Here is an 18,515-nt window from a genome sequence, read left to right on the forward strand (position 1 = left end):
GAGTCAAAGCCTTTGTCGGCCAGCGAGAAAACTGCCATCCTCCATTGGGTAGGCACACCTCTCGTAGGGACAGCGAAGTCCCGAGGGTCGCCCCATTCACCCGCAGGAGGACATGCACATGGGTATCATCACAATGCTGACCTTGAGCGTGGCCGCAGTGGCGCTATTGACCTACGCCATGAGCGAGAAGCAGAGGCACCCCATTCGCAAGGAAGTGCGTATCGAGAAGGATGAGCGCGACCCGTATCGGGATCGCACGCGGCGCGGCTGATCGTCAACGCATCGATATCGCAGCCCCCGGCACCTCTGGTGCCGGGGGTTTTTCATGCCCCGGCCCACGCCGAAGCAATTGCTGCACCTGCCACTTCTCCTCGGCGGGCAGCGTCTCGAGGAAGTGCACCTCGCCGTTCTGCAGCACCGCCTCCGGCACGCCGTCGCGATAGAGCAGGCGATTGCCCGAGACGGCCGGCAATCGCGTACCGGGGGTGAGAATGCCCATCAGGTTGAGCGGGTCGGCGGCGGCCACCACGACTCGCGTATCGTCCGGCTCGCGCCGGCGCATGGCCTTGAGTCCCCCCACCGCCTCGGCCAGGGCGAACTGCTCGCCGGAAAACTGCTGCACGAAGCGCCCGCCGCGGATTTCGCCGCGGGCCTCCAGCCTACGGTAGACGTAGAGCAGCTCGCGCCACGGCGGCAGCGCCGGCTCCCGTTCGATCACGCGACGGAACACCACGCCGTAGCGCTCAAGCAGCACCCAGGCGATATGCTCCAGGCTCTCCATGTCGGTCGTGATGCGCCGCTTCTCGGCGGAGGGCTCGCGCTCGGGTGCCGGCAGCCATGACCAGCGCCCGGCGGCGTCCACCCCAGGAGCATGACGCCGACGTCTTCGCCCACTCGCCGCGATGGGCGGGCGCTTGCTGGCCGGGGCGATCAGCGCCCGCAGGCCGGTGAAGCTGTCGGAGGTGACCAAGCCCCAGGAAGCCAGCTCACCCAGCGCCTCCTCGACCTGGGTGCGCAGCATGCGCGTCGGGCCGAGCAGGTCGGCAAAGAACATCGCCCCGCCGCCCTGCAACGCCTCCAGCACCCGGCGCGCGCCGCCGGAGAGCGGCAAACCATCGAGTTCGGGTGCCGGTGCCGACTGGCGCCAGTCGGGCAACGCCTGGCGATCGATCAGCGCGACCGGGGTATTGCGCAGCGGCCCGGGGCGCTGCCGCTCGTCGCCCTCTGCGACTCGGGGCGGCAGCAAGCGCAGCCAGATGAAGCGCCCGCTGGCGAGCAGTTGATCGAGCATGTGCGGGGTGAAATCGGCCACCCGCGCCGGCAGCACGTCGCTCTCCCAGGCGCCCGCAGCAACGGGGAATCCCTCCAGACGCTCCACCGCCCCGGCCAGCGCCTCATGGCCCTCCGGCCGCTCGGTAAGGCCGTGCCAGTCGAGCAGGAAACGCAGGTAGTGCTGGATGCTTACCGGCTCGATCTCGGCGCGGCGGCGGTCGATGGCATAGCGATGCATGCGCGCCAGCAGGCGCCGCTCGCACCAGGCCACCTCGCTGCCACCCAGGAAAGCGCCCTGCAACACGAAGCCCTCGACCTCCAAGCGAGAAAGCGCCGCCATGGTGAGGTCCAGCGATGTGCCGAGCGGTGCGCCCAGCTGTATGGCAGTCACCGGCCCCAGCGTTTCCAGGCGCGAGCGCAGCAGCTCGATCAGCGCCTCGTCGGGCGTTTGCGGCACCTCGCCCACCGCCGCGATGGGCGGATCGAACACGGCCTCGGGATGGATCGCCAGCAGCTCGCCCAGGCGCTCCGCCGCCACCCACAGCGTGTTGCCGCCGGGTGGGGTGACTGCAGTAGCACGCCGGGCTGCGGTGAGCGTACCGAACCAAAGGAACCAGTCAGACCCGACTTCCGCCTCGACAATGAAGCCGCTCATGACCAGGGCGTCGTGCAGCTCGTAGGCATCGCGCGGTGCCGGCCAGGCCTCCTCGCGCACGCGCGCCATCACCTCGGGGGCGTAGCGCGCCGAGGCGGCGGCCTCCGCCACGTCGAGCGCGTCGCCGGTGCGAACGCTGAGCGTGCGCCGCTCCTCCTGGGCGCCGTCGTCGAGGAAGGCGTAGGGCCGCGCGTTGACCACCTCCTCGGAGAGCGGCGATGGCACCGCCAGGTCGCGCCCGCTGACGGCGACTTCACCGGCTTCCAGACGCGCCAGCAGCCGCTCCAGGGCGTCGATGTCCATGGCGTCGGTCAGGCAGTCGTGCAGGGTCTGGTTGACCAACGGGTGATCGGGTAGCTCCCGCGCGCCGGCCAGGTTCTCGGCACAGGCGAGCTGGTCGGGAAAGACCACCGAGAGCAGGTCCTCGGAATCCTGGCGCTGCAGCTGCGGCGGGCGCCGCTTACCGTTGCGGGTGCGCGGCACGGCAAGCCCCACCGAGGCGTTCCAGCGCCAGCGCAGGCCGAACATCGGCGCGTCGAGCAGCGCCTGGATCAGCACCTCGCGTACCGTCCTGGTATTCAGATAGCCCCATACCTCGTCGAGAGGGAAGCTGTGGGTCGGCCCCAGCGACAGCACGATGGAGTCCTCCAGCGCCGCCGCCTGCAGCTCGAAGTTGAACTTGCGGCAGAAGCGCTTGCGCAGTGCCAGCCCCCAGGCACGGTTGAGCTTGGAGCCGAACGGCGCATGCAGCACCAGGTGCATGTCGCCGGCCTCGTCGAAGAAACGCTCCAGCACCAGGTGGTGCTGGGTGGGAATCACGCCGAGTGCCGCCCGCGCCACGGCGAGATAGCGCACCAGCTGCTCGGACGCGGCGGGCGTGAGGCCGTACTCGGTTTCCAGCCACTGCTGGGCATCGCTCTCATCGCCCTCGGCCAGTTGCCGGTCGATCCCCTCGCGCAGCCGCGACACCGCCTCGGAAAGCTCCGCGGTGCGCGCCGGCGCCTCGCCGAACCAGAACGGAATGCTCGGCGGCGCACCGCGGGCGTCCTCGACGTAGAGCTTGCCGGTGGCGAGCTTCAAGATACGGTAGGCCTGGTTGCCGAGCTGGAAGATGTCCCCCGGCATGCTCTCGAAGGCGAAGTCCTCGTTGACGGTGCCGACGCGTATCTCCTCGGGCTGCAGGATCACGTCGTAGTCGAAGTGGTCGGGAATCGCCCCGCCGTTGGTCAGAGCGACGAGCCGCGCGTTGCGCCGCGGGCGCAGGCGGCCGTTGACCCGGTCGCGATGCAGGTAGGCGCCGCGCCGCCCGCGCCGGGTGGTATAGCCGTCGGCGAGCATCTGCACCACCGCGTCGAAGCTCTCCTGCGTCAGCGCCCGGTAGGGCCAGGCTTGACGGATTCGCCCGAGCAGCTCTATCTCGTCGGTCTCCCCCGCGCCGGCGACCTCGGCGACGATCTGCTGGGCCAGCACGTCGAGCGGCCCCTCGGGGATGTGCAGCCGGTCTAGCTCGCCGGCCTGTACCGCGCCCATCAGTGCCGTGCTCTCCACCAGGTCGTCGCGGGTCAGCGGGAACAGCCGCCCCTTGGGCACGCGCCCCACGCCATGGCCGGAACGCCCCACCCGCTGCAGGAAGGCCGACATGGAGCGTGGCGAACCGAGCTGGCAGACCAGGTCCACCTCGCCGATATCGATGCCCAGTTCCAGCGAGGCGGTGGCCACCAGCGCGCGCAGTTCGCCCTGCTTCAAGCGCTGCTCGGCGTCCAGGCGGTGCTCGCGAGCCAGGCTGCCGTGGTGCGACGTCACCCACTCCTCGCCCAGGCGGTCGGCGAGATGGCGCGCCACCCGCTCGCACACCCGCCGGGTATTGGCGAAGATCAGCGTGGTGCGATGCTCGCGCACCAGCGTCGCCAGGCGGTCGTAGACCTCCTCCCACACCTCGTTGGCCATGATCGCGGTGAGCGGCGAGCCGGTCACCTCGATGGCCAGGTCGCGCTCGCGCGCGTGGCCGGTGTCGATGATCGTGCAGTCGGCGCCACCGGCGAGAAATGCCGCCATCGCCTCGACCGGCTTCTGCGTGGCCGAGAGCCCGATGCGCTGCGGCGGCTGCGAGGTCAGTCCCGCCAGGCGCGCCAGCGACAGCGCCAGGTGCGAGCCGCGCTTGGTACCGGCCACCGCATGAATCTCGTCGACGATCACCGTGCGTACGGTCGACAGCATGCGGCGTCCCGACTCGGAAGTGAGCAGCACGTAGAGCGATTCCGGCGTGGTCACGACGATATGCGGCGGGCGCTTGCGCATGCGCTCGCGCTCCGATGACGTGGTATCGCCGGTACGCACCCAGGCGCGAATCTCCGGCGCCTGCTGCCCCGCGGCCGCCAGTGTCTCGCCAATACCGGCGATGGGCAGCTGCAGGTTGCGCTGGATGTCGTTGGAGAGCGCCCGCAGCGGCGAGACGTAGAGCACCACGGTCTCGTCGGGCAGCTCATGCTCGAGCCCACGGCGCACCAGGGCATCGATGGCGGCGAGGAATGCCGCCAGCGTCTTGCCCGAGCCGGTAGGCGCGGCGATCAGCACATGGTCGCCCTCGCCGATGGCCGGCCAGGCGCGCGCCTGCACCTCGGTGGGCGCACCAAGGTCGTGTTCGAACCACTGGCTGACGGCGGGATGAAAGACATCGAGCGGCATGGGCGCTCCGGGATATCGCTTTCCTACAACGTAATCGAGGGATGGGCGAAACGCGATATTCAGGCGCTGTCGTTCGCCTGTGCAAAAGCCCCCCGCAACCACTCGGCCACCCGCTCAAGGGCAGCATGGCCGGCGAAGCGGCGGTGTCGGATCAAGTGGTAACGCAGCCCTGGCAGCCTCGGACCGAAAGGCACCAGCAGAATGCCGCGCTCGAGTTCCGCCTTCACCAGGGTCAGGCTCAGCAGCGCCACGCCCTGGCCGGCGATGGCGGCCTGGATCGCATGGCTCTCCTCGGAGAAGGTCAGGCTCGCGCCCAGATCGGCAGTGGTGCCTCCCGCCGCTTGGCACCAGTGCTGCCACGCGGGCAACCCCAGCGCCGGGCTGTACCAGTCGAAGTCGATATGCCGGACCCTCTGCAGATCCTCATACCCGCTAAGCCCCAGCTGCGGGCTTGCCACCAGGGCGAAGGTGTCATTGGCCAGCACCTCGGCCTCATGCTCCGGGTAGGGCCCCATGCCGTAGCGAATCGCCAGCGAGGCACCGCGTGACAGGTCCAGAGGCGCTTCGCTGGCGTGAATGCGCAAGTCGATATCGGGGTGCCTAGCATGGAAATCGGCCAGTCGCGGCAACAGCCACTGGCTGGCGAAGGCCGAGGTGCAGGAGAGCGTGACATTCCCACCGTCGCCCTGCTCGCGCAGCGTTTCCAGCGCTTCGCCGAAGGCATCGAAACCGCGGCGCAACACCGGGAACAGATGCTCCGCGGCTGCCGTCGGTACCACCTGGCGTATACGCCGCTCGAATAGCGCCACGCCCAGCAGCGCCTCCAGCTCGCGCACCTGATGGCTGATGGCCGCCGGTGTCACGGCCAGTTCCTCGGCGGCCTGCTTGAAGCTACGGTGGCGCGCCGCCGCCTCGAAGGCGCGCAATTGCGATAGTGGCAGCGTGCGTCGATTCACTGACGTCTCCTGGTTGAGAACCCAGCCATGGCCAAGCCCATCATAGACAAGTTCAGCTATTCCATTTCACAAGAAATGGTCGTTTGTCAGCCATGCTCCATGGATAGATGCTGTCTCCCACGCACCAACCAAAGATGAATTCTACTTGCCAGGAGACGCTCATGACCACGCTACTTCACATCGATGCCAGTGCCCGCTCCGGCCGTTCCGGAACCGATCCGCACGGCTCCCATTCCCGTCGTCTAAGCGCTCGTTTCGTCGAGCAATGGCAAAAGGCACGCCCTGGCGATCGCATCGTCTATCGTGACGTGGGCCAACACCCACCCCACCCCGTCACCGGCGAATGGATCCATGCGGCCTTCACCAAGCCGGAGGTACGCGAACCCTGGATGCGCAACGTCCTGGCTGAGAGCGACGCGCTGGTCGATGAACTGCTGGAGGCCGATGTGATCGTCGCTGGCGTGCCGATGTACAACTTCGGCGTCCCGGCCGGCTTCAAGGCCTATATCGACAACATCGTGCGGGTCGGGCGCACCTTCGGCTTCGACCGCTCGCGCCAGGGGCTGCCCTACTGGCCGATGCTGACCGATATGCACAAGCGCTTGGTCATTCTCGGGGCCCGCGGCGATTACGGTTACGAGGCGGGAGAACGCATCGCGCACGCCAACCATGTCGAGCCGCACATCCGCACCGTGTTCGGCTACCTGGGCATCGAGAACGTGCACGGTATCGCCGTGGAGTACGACGAGTTCGGCGACGAACGTCTGAAGGCCTCGCTGGCCCAGGCCGAGCGGCGCATCGAGGCGCTGGTGGAAGAGTTGGCGACGAGCCTGGGTACGACAACCCGCCTTCCCGATCCTGCTTGATAAACGCATGCACGGCCTGTCGACCCAGCCCCCCGGCAGCGCCTCGCGCGAGACGCTGCTGGCCATTGCCGACTGCGCCATGACGGGCTGGGAAGCCCTGACTCGCTCAACAGGAACCGGGCCTAGAGAGCGAGCAGGGCTCACCTTTCTCGTCCGATCGCTCCTGAGCTTCTCCGCCAATGGCCCCGACATGGCGCAGGCTGACGATGGAGATCACCGCCAGCGCCAGGATGGCGATGCCGCCCACGGTGGCGGTCACATTCAGCCCCGCGGTGAAGGCCTGCTGGGCTTCCAGCAATACGCCCGAAGGAAGGCTTTCGCCGGCCGCAACGGTGGCCCATAGGCTTTCCTCCACGATGCCCGCCACCTCGGCGGCTTCGCCATCGGCCATCGTAGCGCTGACCTGTGCGCGATAAACGAAGGTGGCCAGGCTACCCAACAGCGCCACGCCTAGCGCCACGCCCAGCTCCTGCACCATCTCCGACATGGCCGAAGCCGAGCCGGCCTTTTCCGCAGGCGCGGCACCCACCACCAGGTCCGTCCCCAAGGCGGCGATAGTGCCCAGGCCGAGATAGACCAGCGAGAACCCGGCGATCGCCATGCCCACTCCGCTGGAATTCACTTCGACGCTGGCCAGCAGCCAGTACCCCAGCGTCGAGAGCGTGAGCGCGGCGCCCACCACGTAACCGGGACGAATACGCCGGGCAATCAGCGGCGCCATGATGCCCGCCAGCACCATCATCAGCGCCGGCGGCCCCATCCATAGCCCCGCTGCCAATGGCGTGAGCCCTGCCACCAGCTGCAAGTACTGGGTCACCAGCAGCATGACGCCGGAAACCCCAACCAGGCCAACCAGCAATACGATCAGGGCTGCGCTGAACGTGCGGCTGCCGAACAGCCGCATGTCGAGCAGTGGATCAGCCAGGCGACGCTGCCGACGCACGAAGACAAGCGCCATCAGCGCCCCCAGCGCCAACGCCAGTACCGGAACGGGTTCAAGACCTAACTTGGCCAGCTCCTTCACGGCATAGACCGCCGGCAGCACGGCAGCCAGCGAGAGCGCTACGCTGGCGAGATCCAGCGGGCCACTGCGAGAAGCACGATACTCCGGCAGCAGAAACGGCGCCGCGATCAGCAGCACGGCCACCACCGGCACCGCCACCAGGAAGGCCGAGCCCCACCAGAAGCGCTCCAGCAACACGCCGCCCACCACCGGCCCCAGCGCCATGCCCAGGGCGAACATGGTGGCCCACACGCCGATGGCCAGGGCACGCTGACGCACATCGCCGAACATGTTGCTGATCAACGCCAGGGTCGACGGCATCAGTGTCGCGCCGGCCACACCGAGTACTGCGCGGGCGGCGATCAGCATGGCGGCGCTGGTGGAATAGGCGGCAATCACCGAGGTAATGCCAAAGGCCACGGCGCCGATCATCAATAGCCGGCGGCGGCCGATGCGGTCGCCCAGGGTACCCATGGTGATCAGAAAGCCGGCGATCATGAAGCCGTAGGCATCCATGATCCACAGCGCCTGGGTACTGCTCGGCTGCAGATCCGCCGCCAGGGCGGGCAACGCCAGGTAGAGGATGGTGACATCGAGGCCGAGCAATGCCGTGGGCAGTGCCAATACCGCCAGGCCGGCCCACGCCTTGATCCCCGCCTGCTGCCGGGTGAGCCGCGAGCCTGACGCTTCATTGAGGGAAACCATGCCATGCCTCCTGTTCCATAGGGTTGGCATGGTAGTCTTGGCTCATCTTGATAGGGTTACAATATAGCCAGTTATCCTATTACCAGCAGCACTATCTGGGACAAAGCCATGGCCGGACGCAGCCTCGACAGAACCCGCAGCGAACTCACCGACTTCCTGATCCTTCACCGCAACAAGCTGACGCCGGCCGACGTCGGCCTGCCCAGCACCGGCCGCCGGCGCACCCCGGGGCTTCGCCGTGAGGAAGTGGCCACCCTCGCTGGCGTGGGGTTGACCTGGTACACCTGGTTCGAGCAGGGGCGCGACATCAACGTCTCGGAGAGCTTCCTGCTCAGCGTTTCCAAGGCGCTCAAGCTCGACGACGCCGAGTGCTGTCATCTGTTCCTGCTCGCCCACCGCCGACCGCCGCCGGTGGAGGCCTACCAATGGCAGGAAATACCGCCCCTGGTTCAGACGCTGATGGACGACATGCCAAGGCCCGCCTACGTGATGAACCTGCGCTGGGACGTCATCGCCTGGAACGCCGTGGCCGATGCCCTGCTCGGCTTCAGCGACAGGGAGCCCGGCGAACGCAACATGATGCGCCTGCTGTTTGCCGACCCGGCGCTGCGCAGGAAGCTCCCCGATTGGCGTCAGGACGCCCCCCGCCTGCTCGCCCAGTTCCGCTGCGACCTGGCAGCCGCGCCCGAGGACCCGGCCATGCAGGAGCTGACCGACACGCTCGCCAAGCTCTCGCCGGACTTTCGTCGCTGGTGGGAGCAACCCAACCTGGAGGCCTACCGCTACGGCATCGGCACGCTTCTCGACGCCGAATCGATTCCGAGGGAGTACGAACACGCCACACTGCTGGTGGACGAGCATCGGCATCTCAGGATGGTGGTGTACTTCCCCAATGCTCAAGGAGCATATCGATAAACAACTGGGCTGTGCTGGAGATACTGTGCGAACTGCTTCTGACCAGACCGATGGTTCGCTGAATGCGCGGTTCGGGAAGCTCACGTGAGCAGAGCGTGTCATGGTCCGGGCCGGGCATCGTCATCTTGGGCAAGATCGCCACGCCCAATCCGGATTCGACCAGGCCAAGTGAGGTGGAAAGGTGTTGAACTTCGTAGAAGCTGTTCAGCCGGATGCCTTCGGCAGAGAGGGCATTGTCCAGCAAGGTGCGATTGCCGCTATCGCGACTGACGGTGATCAGCCTGACCTGTTCGAGATCCGCCCATTCGATAATCTCCTTTGCCGCCAGGGGATGATCCGACCTCAGGGCCAGTACGAAGGGATCTCGTAATAGTGGTGTAAAGGAAACCTCCGGGCTTTGTGCGCTGAACATGTTGATGCCGAAGTCGGCCTCGCCATTGATGACCCGCTGCAGCCCCTCGTTGGCGCTGACGTCGAGGATGCGTATGCGGATACCCGGCCAAGCCTCGCTGAAGCCGCGAATCACGCTTGGCAGGAAGTAAAAAGCGGCGGTGGGCAGGCAGGCGATCGTGACCGTGCCCTTCTGGTGCGTCGCCAGCTCTCGTATGTTCAGAATCGATGACTCGTATTCCTCGATCATGCGCCTGGCGCGTGGCAGGAAATCCGCCCCGATAGGCGTCAACTGCGTTCTTCGCGTGGTTCGTTCAAGCAACTCCACTTCCAAAAGCTCCTCGAGCTTCTGAATTCGTCGCGATAGAGCCGGCTGAGAAAGATGCAGACGTTGCGCTGCTTCATGGAAAGAACTCAGCTCTGCGACCAGTATAAACGCTTGAAGATCAAGGAATTCGAGCCGATGTAGCATGGATGCACTCTTGCATGATGTGATAAGTATTGATAAACATAGTGCATTAATCCGATAAGCGCATCAATCATGGCAATTATTTGCATTTGAAGCATCAGTTGTCCGCTGACATGCTCACATCACGACTTCCCAACGCGATGTGGCATGACGATGATAAACAGCATTCCCTGCATGATCATGCGCGGCGGCACCTCCCGAGGCCCCTTCCTGCGCATGAGCGATCTTCCCAGCGGCCAGGACGCCCAAGCCGAGATCCTGCTTAGCCTGATGGGCTCGGGCCACGCCCTGCAGATCGACGGCATCGGCGGCGGGGATCCGCTGACCAGCAAGATCGCCATCGTGGAGCGCTCTACTCATGCCGACGCCGATGTCGATTACCTGTTTGCACAGGTCGATGTTCTCAATCGCCGTGTCGACTTCACCCCGAACTGCGGCAACATGCTCTCGGCGGTCGGCCCCTACGCGATCGAGACGGGACTGGTGGAGCCGCAGGACGGCAAGACCGTCGTGCGGGTACGCAACCTCAACACCCAGCGCCTGATTGAGTGTCACGTACCAACGCCGGGCCGCCAGGTCTGCTATGAGGGCAATACGTCCATCAGCGGCGTGCCCGGGCGTGCCTCCGGCATTCAACTCAGCTTCCTGGATATCGTTGGCGCCAAGACCGGCGCGTTGCTGCCAACCGGAAAGGCGTGCGACTTGATCGAAGGTGTCGACGTCACCTGCCTCGACGCAGCGACTCCGATCATCATGCTCGACGCTGCGGACCTCGGCTTGAGCGGAGATGAGTCCCCCGCCGAACTGGATGGCAATAGCGCCTTTCTCGAGCGGCTTGAGATCATTCGTCGCACGGCAGGACAGAGCATGGGACTGGGCGACGTCAGCAACAGTGTCTTGCCCAAGCCGGTGCTGGTCTCCGCAGCGCGTGACAGACTCAGCACCCTCTGCGCACGTTACTTCGTACCCCACCGCTGCCACAAAGCCATCGCCGTCACCGGTGCCATAGCCGTCGCCTCGGCGGTCAGCGTTCCCGGCACCATCGCCCACCGCATCGCAGTGGAAAGCGGACGGATGTCCGAAGGAGAATGTCTGGCACAGGTGAGGCTGGAGCATCCCTCCGGCTTCATCGACCTCGATGTCGAACACCGCCACGGTAAGCCCTGCGATATCGCGCGTGTTTCGCTGATTCGTACCGCCAGGAAAATCATGAGCGGCACGATCTTCTACACCGCCTCAACGACACCCGGTGAGACAATGCCTGCACTGCAGACCAATTGATCATCGCTACCATCGGGTGACCTGACACCCGCTAACGACAACAACCCAGGAGCATGCCATGAACACTCACAAGGCCACGACATCACTCAGTCGCCTGAAAAAAGCAGCCGCCTTCGGCCTGGTGATCGCCGGGCTCGGTTTGACGGCCACCGCCCCCTTGCACGCACAGAACGCGGACGTGCCCAGTAACATCAAGTGGACCATTCCCTTCGGCGTCGGTGGCGGTACCGATGTCTGGGCCCGCTTCTTCTCTCCCTGGCTCAACGAGCACATTCCAGGCGAGCCAACCATCATGATCGACAACGTACCGGGAGGTGGCTCCATCAACGGTGCCAACCTCTTTGCCTCGCGGGCCAGGAGCGACGGTAGCGACTGGCTGGGCACCTCGGCCTCGACCCAGTTCCCCGCCATGCTGGGGGACAGGCGAGTACGCTACGACTACGCCGACTGGACACCGATCCTGGCTACCCCGACCGGAGGTGTCGTCTACGCACAACCCAGCTTGGGTAAGGACACCGAGAGCGCAATCGCCGGCCTGCTGGAAAATCGGGTCAAGCTGGCGATCCAGAGTCACACCGGACTCGAGCTGCCAGTACTGATCGCCCTTGACATGCTGGGTGTCGATGTTCAGGCAGTCTCCGGCATGCAGGGCCGTGGCGAGGGTCGCCTGGCCTTCGAGCGCGGCGAAGCGGACATCGACTTCCAGACCACCTCCGCCTATCTGAGCAGTGTGGCACCCCTGGTGGCGTCGGGCCGCGCCGTCCCGCTCTTCTCGCTCGGCGTACTGAACGACGAAGGTCAGATCGAGCGCGACCCGGCGTTCCCCGACCTTCCTACCTTCACCGAAGTCTATGAGAACCTCAACGGTGAGGCCCCGAGCGGCACCGCCAACGAAGCCTACGCTAAGTTCTTCGCCTCGGGCTTCACGCTGCAGAAGCTGATCATGGTACCCAAAGGCACGCCCGAGGAACTCGTCAAGACCTACCGGGAAGCGGCCCTCCAGTTCGTCGACACCGAGCAGTTCAAGCAGGAGGCTGACGCCCATCTGGGTCCCTACACCCCGATCGTTGGCGATGTCGTACAGAGACATCTCGAACAAGCCATGGCGCTGGATGACGATCTTCGCGAGTGGCTGGCTGACTGGCTGAAAACGAAGCACGGCGCAAGTATCTGACGCGTGAGAACGGGCATCGGCCCCTTGGCAACAAGGACCGATGCCTTCGGGCTCAACTCACCGAACAACACGAGAGCCGCATTTCATGTTCGACATTCTTCTTTCCAGTCTAGGGCAGCTGTTCACCCTGGATCATCTGCTCTACATGGTCCTCGGCGTGCTCGTCGGCCTGGTGGTCGGTATCATTCCCGGCCTCGGTGGCATCGCCGGAATGGCGCTGCTGCTGCCCTTCCTCTACGGCATGGAGCCGAGTGTCGCTCTCGGCATGCTGATGGGCCTGGTCGCCGTGATTCCCACCGGCGATACCTTCGCCTCGGTGCTGCTGGGCATTCCCGGCTCCAGCGCCTCGCAGGCCACCGTCATCGACGGTTTCTCCCTGGCCAAGCGCGGCCAGGCCGCACGGGCTCTGTCCAGTGCTTTCCTCTCCTCGATGATCGGCGGTCTGATCGGCGCCGCCGTGTTGACGGGATTCATTCTGATTGCCCGACCGGTGGTGCTGTCGTTCTCCTCCTCCGAGCTCTTCATGCTCACCCTGCTCGGGCTGTCGATGGTAGCGGTACTCTCCGGACGTGACCTGCTCAAGGGACTCGCCGCCTGCGGCCTGGGTCTGCTGGTCGGTACCATCGGTATGGCGCCCGCCACCGGGGAGTTCCGTCTCAACTTCGAAATCAACTATCTCTTCGATGGCATACCGCTGGTAGTGATCGGCCTGGGTATCTTTGCACTCCCTGAGATCATCGATCTGCTGGTCAAGCGCGGCGCCATCGCCGGAGAGCCCACTCGGCTCGGCAAGGGCTGGCGGCAGGGCATCCAGGATGTCGGCAAGAATCGTGGACTCGTGGCGCGTTGCGCAGGCATCGGTAGCCTGCTGGGCACGATTCCCGGCCTCGCCGGCTCGGTGGTGGACTGGATGACCTATGGCCATGCCGTGCAAAGCGCCAAGGACAAGTCCCAGTTTGGCCAGGGCGACATCCGCGGCGTCATCGCGCCGGAAGCCGCCAACAATGCCTGCGCCTCTGGCGCCATGGTGCCCACCCTGCTGTTCGGCGTGCCTGGTTCGGGCACCGCCGCCGTCTTCCTCGGTGGCCTGCTACTGCTCGGCCTGCAGCCTGGGGTCAGCATGATCGAGACCAATCTCGACCTGACCTATACCATCATCTGGTCGCTGGCCCTGGCCAACATCATCGGTGCAGCGTTCTGCCTGGGTCTGGCCCGGCCGGTTGCCAGCCTGACCCGTGTGCCCTTTGTCATCCTGGCACCCCTGATCACGGTGCTGATCATGTTCGCGGCTTTCCAGGCCACGCGCTCTCCGGGAGACCTCCTGGCCCTCGGCGTGATCGGTGCCCTTGGCGTCCTGTTCAAGCAGGCCGGCTGGTCACGCCCCGCTTTCCTGATCGGCTTCGTTCTGGCGCCTGGCGCCGAAGCCTACTTCTATCAGGCCGTACAGTTCCAAGGCAGCGCTGCCTTCATGCGCCCAGGTGTATTGATCATCGGCGCCATGATCCTCGCCGCCCTGTTCTTGCCCATGTTTCGTCAGCTGTGGCGTAAGCTCCGGTCGAACGATACCGAGCAAGCGCCTGCGGCTGGTGCCGGAGAAGCCCCTGCGGCTGGCAGCAAGCCCATCACCATTAGTGGCATCGACCTGGTGATCTTCGCCGCTCTGCTGGGGATTGCCATCTATGGCTGGTTCCACCTTGCCGACCTTACCCTGCTTGGTGGCCTGATGCCCCGCCTGGCCCTGGCGATCATGGGCATCGCCTGCCTACTGGAAATCGTTCGCAGCCTGATCCGTAAGCCAACGTGGCAACACCAGCCTCTGCTTCAGCAAGTTGTCTGGTTGGTAGGCTTCTTCGCCCTGGTTGGCGCGATCCTGATGTTCGGCCTCATCACCACCGCAACGCTGTTCTGCTTGGTCTTCCTGTTGTTCATCGCACGTCTCAAGCCGTGGGGGGCCATCACCATGTCTGCCGGAGTGGCGATCTTCCTGGTAAGCATGGCGAAACTGCTGACCCTGACATACCCAAGCGGACTGATCGATCCTTTGCTGTTCGGCTGAGGGAGAACCCAAACTCCGCTCTCGAACGAACCGCCGCTCCAGGAGCGGCGGTTCGTTATCTGGCAGAGAGTACGGACATCTGCGCAAGCGAAGGGCTTCCAGCACAAGGGTAACGTCACTGAGTCACTCAGCCTTTCTCGGATAAACGACAAACGCCAATTTATTGCCATCGCAATCACGAACATAGGCCGCGTAGAAACCTTCGGCGTATTGCGGCCGATAACCTGGAGCGCCCTCGTCACTGCCTCCATTGCTGATGGCTATTTCATACAGCTTGTCGACCTGTTCAGGGGCCACGAACTGGAACGCTGTCATGGTGCCATTGCCTACACTGGCTGCCTGGCCATCGAAGGGATAACCGACGAAGAAGCGAGGAAAGTCGAGATCACCTTCCTTTCCATAGGAAACGCAGGAATCATCTTTCCAGCAGACATCCCAGCCCATTTCAGTAAAAAGGGGGTCATAGAGCTGCAGTGCTTTAGCAAGATTCTGCGTACCCACCATCGTGTAAGCAATCATACTGGTGCACCTCCTTTCCGAATTCATCATGTCTCCGAGTGGCAGCGTAGCGCAGCCTGTTTCCTGCGCCACTGCCCCAGCGCCCAGCCCAGGGCCGGCAGTACGAGCATCGCCGACGCCCAGGCGCAGGCGGCAAAACCAAAGTGCATGAAGATCGGCCGGTAGAGCAGCGCCCCGGCGAAGACGCACAGGTAGGTAATGGCACTGTAGAGCCCCATGATGGCACCGCGCTGCGCCGGGTCTAGCTCGGCAAGCTGTCGCATGAGCAGGTTCAGGCCCAGGTGATTGCCCACCCCCCAGACAAGACAGAGCGCCAGCAGTACCAGCGGAAGCATCGCGGCACCCATCAGCCCCAGGTAGACAAGCATCAGGCCGGCAAAGGTCACACAGGCGGCGGCGCTCGCACCATGCCGATCGACCAGCCGGCCCAGCGGTGCCGCGGCACCGAAGCCCAGTCCATAAATGGCAATGGCCAGCCCCGCGAAGGAAGCGGGCAATTGCAGGGCCTCGCCCAGGTGCGGGCCGAGATAGGTGTACAGGCCGTAGAACGCGGTCATGTAGGCAGCGACATTCAGTAGCACCGAACGAATGCCGGGGATTCGCAAGGCCGTGAGGGAGGAGCTCGGTGTCGCACCGCCCGCTCTCGTTCCCCAGTCGTGGCAGCGCGATATTCCCAATGCCAATACCACGGCAGCCAGCGCCAGTACCGTGAAGACGGCACGCCAGTGCAGCAGGTCGGCCAGCAGCGCCGCAAGACCGACCCCGACCACCAGGCTCAGCGTCCACCCCGTCAGCACGAAGCTCAGCGTCTGGCTCTCGCGCCCTTTCGCCGCTACCTGGGCGGTGAGGGTATAGATCGCCGGCAATGCCACGCCCGCCGCCAGGCCGGCCAGCGCCTGGGCGGCAAGCAGAGTCCAAAGTACAGGCGAGAGCGCAGCGAGGCCCAGCCCCACGGACAGCACCAACAGCGCCCGCATCAGTGCGCGTTCGGCTCCGATACGATCGGCCAGCGAAGCCAGCAGCAAGGCACTTCCCGCCGTGGCCAGGCCATAGAGCGCCGCGGCCGTCACCACATCGGCGGCGCTGCGACCCGGAAAGGACACCGCCACCGTTGCGGCGATAGGGCTCAGCGCCAGCGAATTGGCCCCGATCACGGCAATGGCGGCGGTCAGCAGCAGAAGGCGACGAGTGATCACGGCTAGCTCCTGATGAGGTTCGACACTACCATTGAAGAAAGGAATGTCATTCGGAGCAATCGCCATAATGCCGAACCCTGAAAAAACAGAAGCCGTTCGGGACAAAGTCCAGGCGGCACGCCCCCTGGACGCCTTCGACCGAAAAATATTAGGCGAACTGGCCGTGGATGCCGGGCTCAGCTACGCCGAGCTGGGTAATCGTGCCGGTCTCTCGGCGCCGGCCGTGCATGAACGGGTGAAACGGCTGCGTGCCACGGGGCGCATTCGCGGTACCGTGGCAATGCTGGATGGCCCTGCCACCGGCAAGCCCTTCCTGGCCTTTGTGCATGTCGATACCAGCGGCGGCAGCAAGAGCCGTACCTTCAAGGCACTGTCCGAATTACCCGAACTGGAGGAGATTCATTCGGTGGCCGGCGACACCTGCACCCTACTCAAGGTGCGCTGCGCCAGCAGCCGAGCACTGGAAGGCCTGCTCGCCCGTCTCTATGCCATCCCCGGTGTCAAAGGTACGCGTAGCTATGTGGTGCTCTCCACCTATCTGGAGCGCACGCCCCAGGCAGGCATTACCGAAGCGCTGGAGGAAGAGCATTACGAGCCATCGACGAGTTCGTAAGTCTGCTCCCGCTCGATCAGCGTGCGCTTTCGCTCCACGCCCCAGCGGTACCCTGAAAGCGCCCCGTCGCTGCGCACGACCCGGTGGCAGGGAATGGCCAGCGCAATGGTATTGGCGGCACAGGCCCTGGCCACGGCACGCACCGACTTGGGTGAGCCGATCCGCTGCGCCAACTCCGCATAGCTGATCGTGGTGCCCACGGGAATCTCGATCAGCGCCTGCCAGACCCGTTGCTGGAAGGCGGTACCACGAATGTCCAGCGGCAGCGACAGCCCGACGCCAGGCGCCTCGACGAAGCCCACCACCTTGGCCACCCAAGCGTCGAAATCCTTTCCCCCCGGGATCAGGTTGGCGTTGGCGAAACGATCCTGGAACTCCTGCAATAGCTGCTCCGGGTCGCTGCCCAGGGAAATGGCGCAAATCCCTTTTTCGCTGGTCGCGACTAGAATGTTGCCCAGCGAGCATTCTCCCAGGGCGAAGTGAATCTCCATGCCTTTCCCTCCCGAACGGTAACGTTTCGGCGTCATGCCGAGCATGCGATTGGAACCGGCATAGAAGCGCCCGCTGGAATTGAAGCCTGCCTCATAGATCGCCTCGGTGACGGTTGCTCGGTGCGCCAGCGCCTGGCGAGCACGTTCCGCCCGGCAGGCGACCGCATATGCCTTGGGCGTCAACCCCGTGACCGACTTGAAGACGCGATGAAAGTGGAAGCGGCTCAGCCCCGCGGCTTGCGCCAATTCGTCGAGCGAGGGGAGTTCGTCGGATGTTTCGATGAGACGGCAAGCCCTGGCAACGCTCTGGGCGTGTCGCTGGGCCAAGGGTAGCTCCTTGGGGCGGCAGCGCTGGCACGGCCGATAGCCGGCCCGCTCGGCTGCCGCGGCGTCGGAATGGAACTCGGCATTCTCGCGGCGCGGCCGGCGCGATGGGCAGGTAGGACGGCAATAGACCCCGGTGGTACGCACCGCATAGACGAAGGCGTCGTCCGCCGCAGCATCGCGGGCCAATACCGCTGCCCACTTCGCCTCATCGGAATCGAAGGTGGCAAATGAATGGGTGGATGTCTCGTTCATGGCGGGCCTCCGCTGTGGGTTCGGCGTTCTCCGTGAGTTCAGGATGCGCCCTGGACCCGCCTGGCACACTCCGTCCCTTGCTTTCAAAGTGGACCCGCCTCGTCGCAACATTCGCAGCATAGCATCGCACGTAAGCCTAAACGGCTGCCCTTGGGAGGCTGCTACTCTTTCCAAACGACTACCCCCGCAAGCACTTACTTACCGGGTAGCGCCTGGTTATTTCGCTAGTGTTCGGAATCTGTGTGAATCATAGACAGGAGGCGGCATGAATTTTCTCGTCAACCTGGACGTGGACGATCTCGAGCGTGGCATCGACTTCTATGTACAGGCTTTCGGCCTCGAAGTCGGGCGCCGCTTCGGCAACGACGGCGTCGAGCTGATCGGTGGGCCGGCGCCCATCTATCTGTTGGCCAAGACCTCCGGATCGCCGGCTTACGCAGCGGGTGGGATCACACCCGGCGCTCAACGCCACTACACCCGCCACTGGACCCCGGTGCATCTGGACGTGGTAGTAGAGGATATCGATGCCGCGGTGGAGCGGGCCCTTGCGGTCGGTGCCATACAGGAGCAGCCCATCGTCACCGATAATTGGGGCAAGCTCGCACTTATGGCCGACCCTTTCGGCCATGGTTTCTGTTTCGTGCAGTTTCTGAATCGGGGTTACGATGAGATCGCTAACTGAAGCACACA

Annotated in this window: 15 protein-coding genes; 8 read left to right on the top strand and 7 right to left on the bottom strand. The window is 64.7% G+C overall.

The window, feature by feature from the left end; translation table 11 throughout:
- The first annotated feature begins 118 nt into the window (after window positions 1-118).
- Window positions 119-271, top strand: coding sequence for a hypothetical protein (locus tag LY622_RS19055; protein ID WP_234292311.1), 153 nt, complete (start codon window positions 119-121; stop codon window positions 269-271).
- A 3-nt stretch (window positions 272-274) separates the two neighbouring features.
- On the opposite strand, the gene LY622_RS19060 is transcribed toward LY622_RS19055, so the two are convergent.
- Together LY622_RS19060 and LY622_RS19065 are read right to left on the bottom strand one after the other, a co-directional pair.
- Complete coding sequence (locus LY622_RS19060) at window positions 275-4,612, bottom strand: DEAD/DEAH box helicase (RefSeq protein WP_234292312.1); 4,338 nt, start codon at window positions 4,610-4,612, stop codon at window positions 275-277.
- A 59-nt stretch (window positions 4,613-4,671) separates the two neighbouring features.
- Window positions 4,672-5,568 (bottom strand): LysR substrate-binding domain-containing protein, encoded by an 897-nt coding sequence (locus tag LY622_RS19065; protein ID WP_234292313.1) that lies wholly within the window; start codon window positions 5,566-5,568, stop codon window positions 4,672-4,674.
- A gap of 161 nt (window positions 5,569-5,729) precedes the next feature.
- On the opposite strand from LY622_RS19065, the gene LY622_RS19070 reads away from it, so the two are divergent.
- The gene (locus LY622_RS19070) at window positions 5,730-6,434 is read left to right on the top strand and encodes an FMN-dependent NADH-azoreductase (protein WP_234292314.1); all 705 of its coding nucleotides are present in this window, start codon (window positions 5,730-5,732) and stop codon (window positions 6,432-6,434) included.
- Window positions 6,435-6,540: 106 nt separating this feature from the next.
- Here the strand turns inward: LY622_RS19070 and LY622_RS19075 are convergent, their stop codons facing one another.
- Window positions 6,541-8,142 (bottom strand): MFS transporter, encoded by a 1,602-nt coding sequence (locus LY622_RS19075; protein ID WP_234292315.1) that lies wholly within the window; start codon window positions 8,140-8,142, stop codon window positions 6,541-6,543.
- Between the two features lie 108 nt (window positions 8,143-8,250).
- Between LY622_RS19075 and LY622_RS19080 the strand changes: the two genes are divergently transcribed.
- Window positions 8,251-9,057 carry a helix-turn-helix transcriptional regulator gene (locus tag LY622_RS19080; RefSeq protein WP_234292316.1) on the top strand — a complete coding sequence of 269 codons (807 nt, stop codon included), beginning with the start codon at window positions 8,251-8,253 and terminating at the stop codon, window positions 9,055-9,057.
- Here the strand turns inward: LY622_RS19080 and LY622_RS19085 are convergent.
- The gene (locus LY622_RS19085; protein WP_234292317.1) at window positions 9,011-9,919 is read right to left on the bottom strand and encodes a LysR family transcriptional regulator; all 909 of its coding nucleotides are present in this window, start codon (window positions 9,917-9,919) and stop codon (window positions 9,011-9,013) included. The two genes, LY622_RS19080 and LY622_RS19085, sit on opposite strands and share 47 nt — an antisense overlap.
- A gap of 144 nt (window positions 9,920-10,063) precedes the next feature.
- Here LY622_RS19085 and LY622_RS19090 point away from each other — a divergent pair, with 144 nt between their 5' ends.
- The 3 genes from LY622_RS19090 (at window position 10,064) to LY622_RS19100 (ending at window position 14,427) form a co-directional block, all read left to right on the top strand.
- Window positions 10,064-11,197 (top strand): 4-oxalomesaconate tautomerase, encoded by a 1,134-nt coding sequence (locus tag LY622_RS19090; RefSeq protein WP_234292318.1) that lies wholly within the window; start codon window positions 10,064-10,066, stop codon window positions 11,195-11,197.
- A 58-nt stretch (window positions 11,198-11,255) separates the two neighbouring features.
- Window positions 11,256-12,371, top strand: coding sequence for a Bug family tripartite tricarboxylate transporter substrate binding protein (locus tag LY622_RS19095; protein WP_234292319.1), 1,116 nt, complete (start codon window positions 11,256-11,258; stop codon window positions 12,369-12,371).
- Between the two features lie 85 nt (window positions 12,372-12,456).
- Complete coding sequence (locus LY622_RS19100; RefSeq protein WP_234292320.1) at window positions 12,457-14,427, top strand: tripartite tricarboxylate transporter permease; 1,971 nt, start codon at window positions 12,457-12,459, stop codon at window positions 14,425-14,427.
- Window positions 14,428-14,550: 123 nt separating this feature from the next.
- On the opposite strand, the gene LY622_RS19105 is transcribed toward LY622_RS19100, so the two are convergent.
- Together LY622_RS19105 and LY622_RS19110 are read right to left on the bottom strand one after the other, a co-directional pair.
- On the bottom strand, window positions 14,551-14,946 hold the full coding sequence (locus LY622_RS19105; protein ID WP_234292321.1) for a VOC family protein: 396 nt from the start codon (window positions 14,944-14,946) through the stop codon (window positions 14,551-14,553).
- 26 nt (window positions 14,947-14,972) lie between these two features.
- On the bottom strand, window positions 14,973-16,142 hold the full coding sequence (locus LY622_RS19110) for an MFS transporter (RefSeq protein WP_234292322.1): 1,170 nt from the start codon (window positions 16,140-16,142) through the stop codon (window positions 14,973-14,975).
- Window positions 16,143-16,209: 67 nt separating this feature from the next.
- Between LY622_RS19110 and LY622_RS19115 the strand changes: the two genes are divergently transcribed.
- Entirely contained in the window at window positions 16,210-16,755 is a 546-nt protein-coding gene (locus LY622_RS19115; RefSeq protein WP_234292323.1) for an Lrp/AsnC family transcriptional regulator, read from the top strand.
- Here LY622_RS19115 and ada read toward each other — a convergent pair.
- Window positions 16,731-17,825, bottom strand: a complete 1,095-nt coding sequence (gene ada / locus LY622_RS19120) for a bifunctional DNA-binding transcriptional regulator/O6-methylguanine-DNA methyltransferase Ada (RefSeq protein WP_234292324.1) — start codon at window positions 17,823-17,825, stop codon at window positions 16,731-16,733. The genes LY622_RS19115 and ada overlap by 25 nt on opposite strands.
- Window positions 17,826-18,090: 265 nt before the next feature.
- Between ada and LY622_RS19125 the strand changes: the two genes are divergently transcribed.
- Window positions 18,091-18,507, top strand: coding sequence for a VOC family protein (locus tag LY622_RS19125; RefSeq protein WP_234292325.1), 417 nt, complete (start codon window positions 18,091-18,093; stop codon window positions 18,505-18,507).
- The last annotated feature ends 8 nt before the right edge of the window (window positions 18,508-18,515 follow it).

Source organism: Halomonas alkalisoli, assembly GCF_021412585.1.
Lineage (GTDB): Bacteria > Pseudomonadota > Gammaproteobacteria > Pseudomonadales > Halomonadaceae > Halomonas > Halomonas alkalisoli.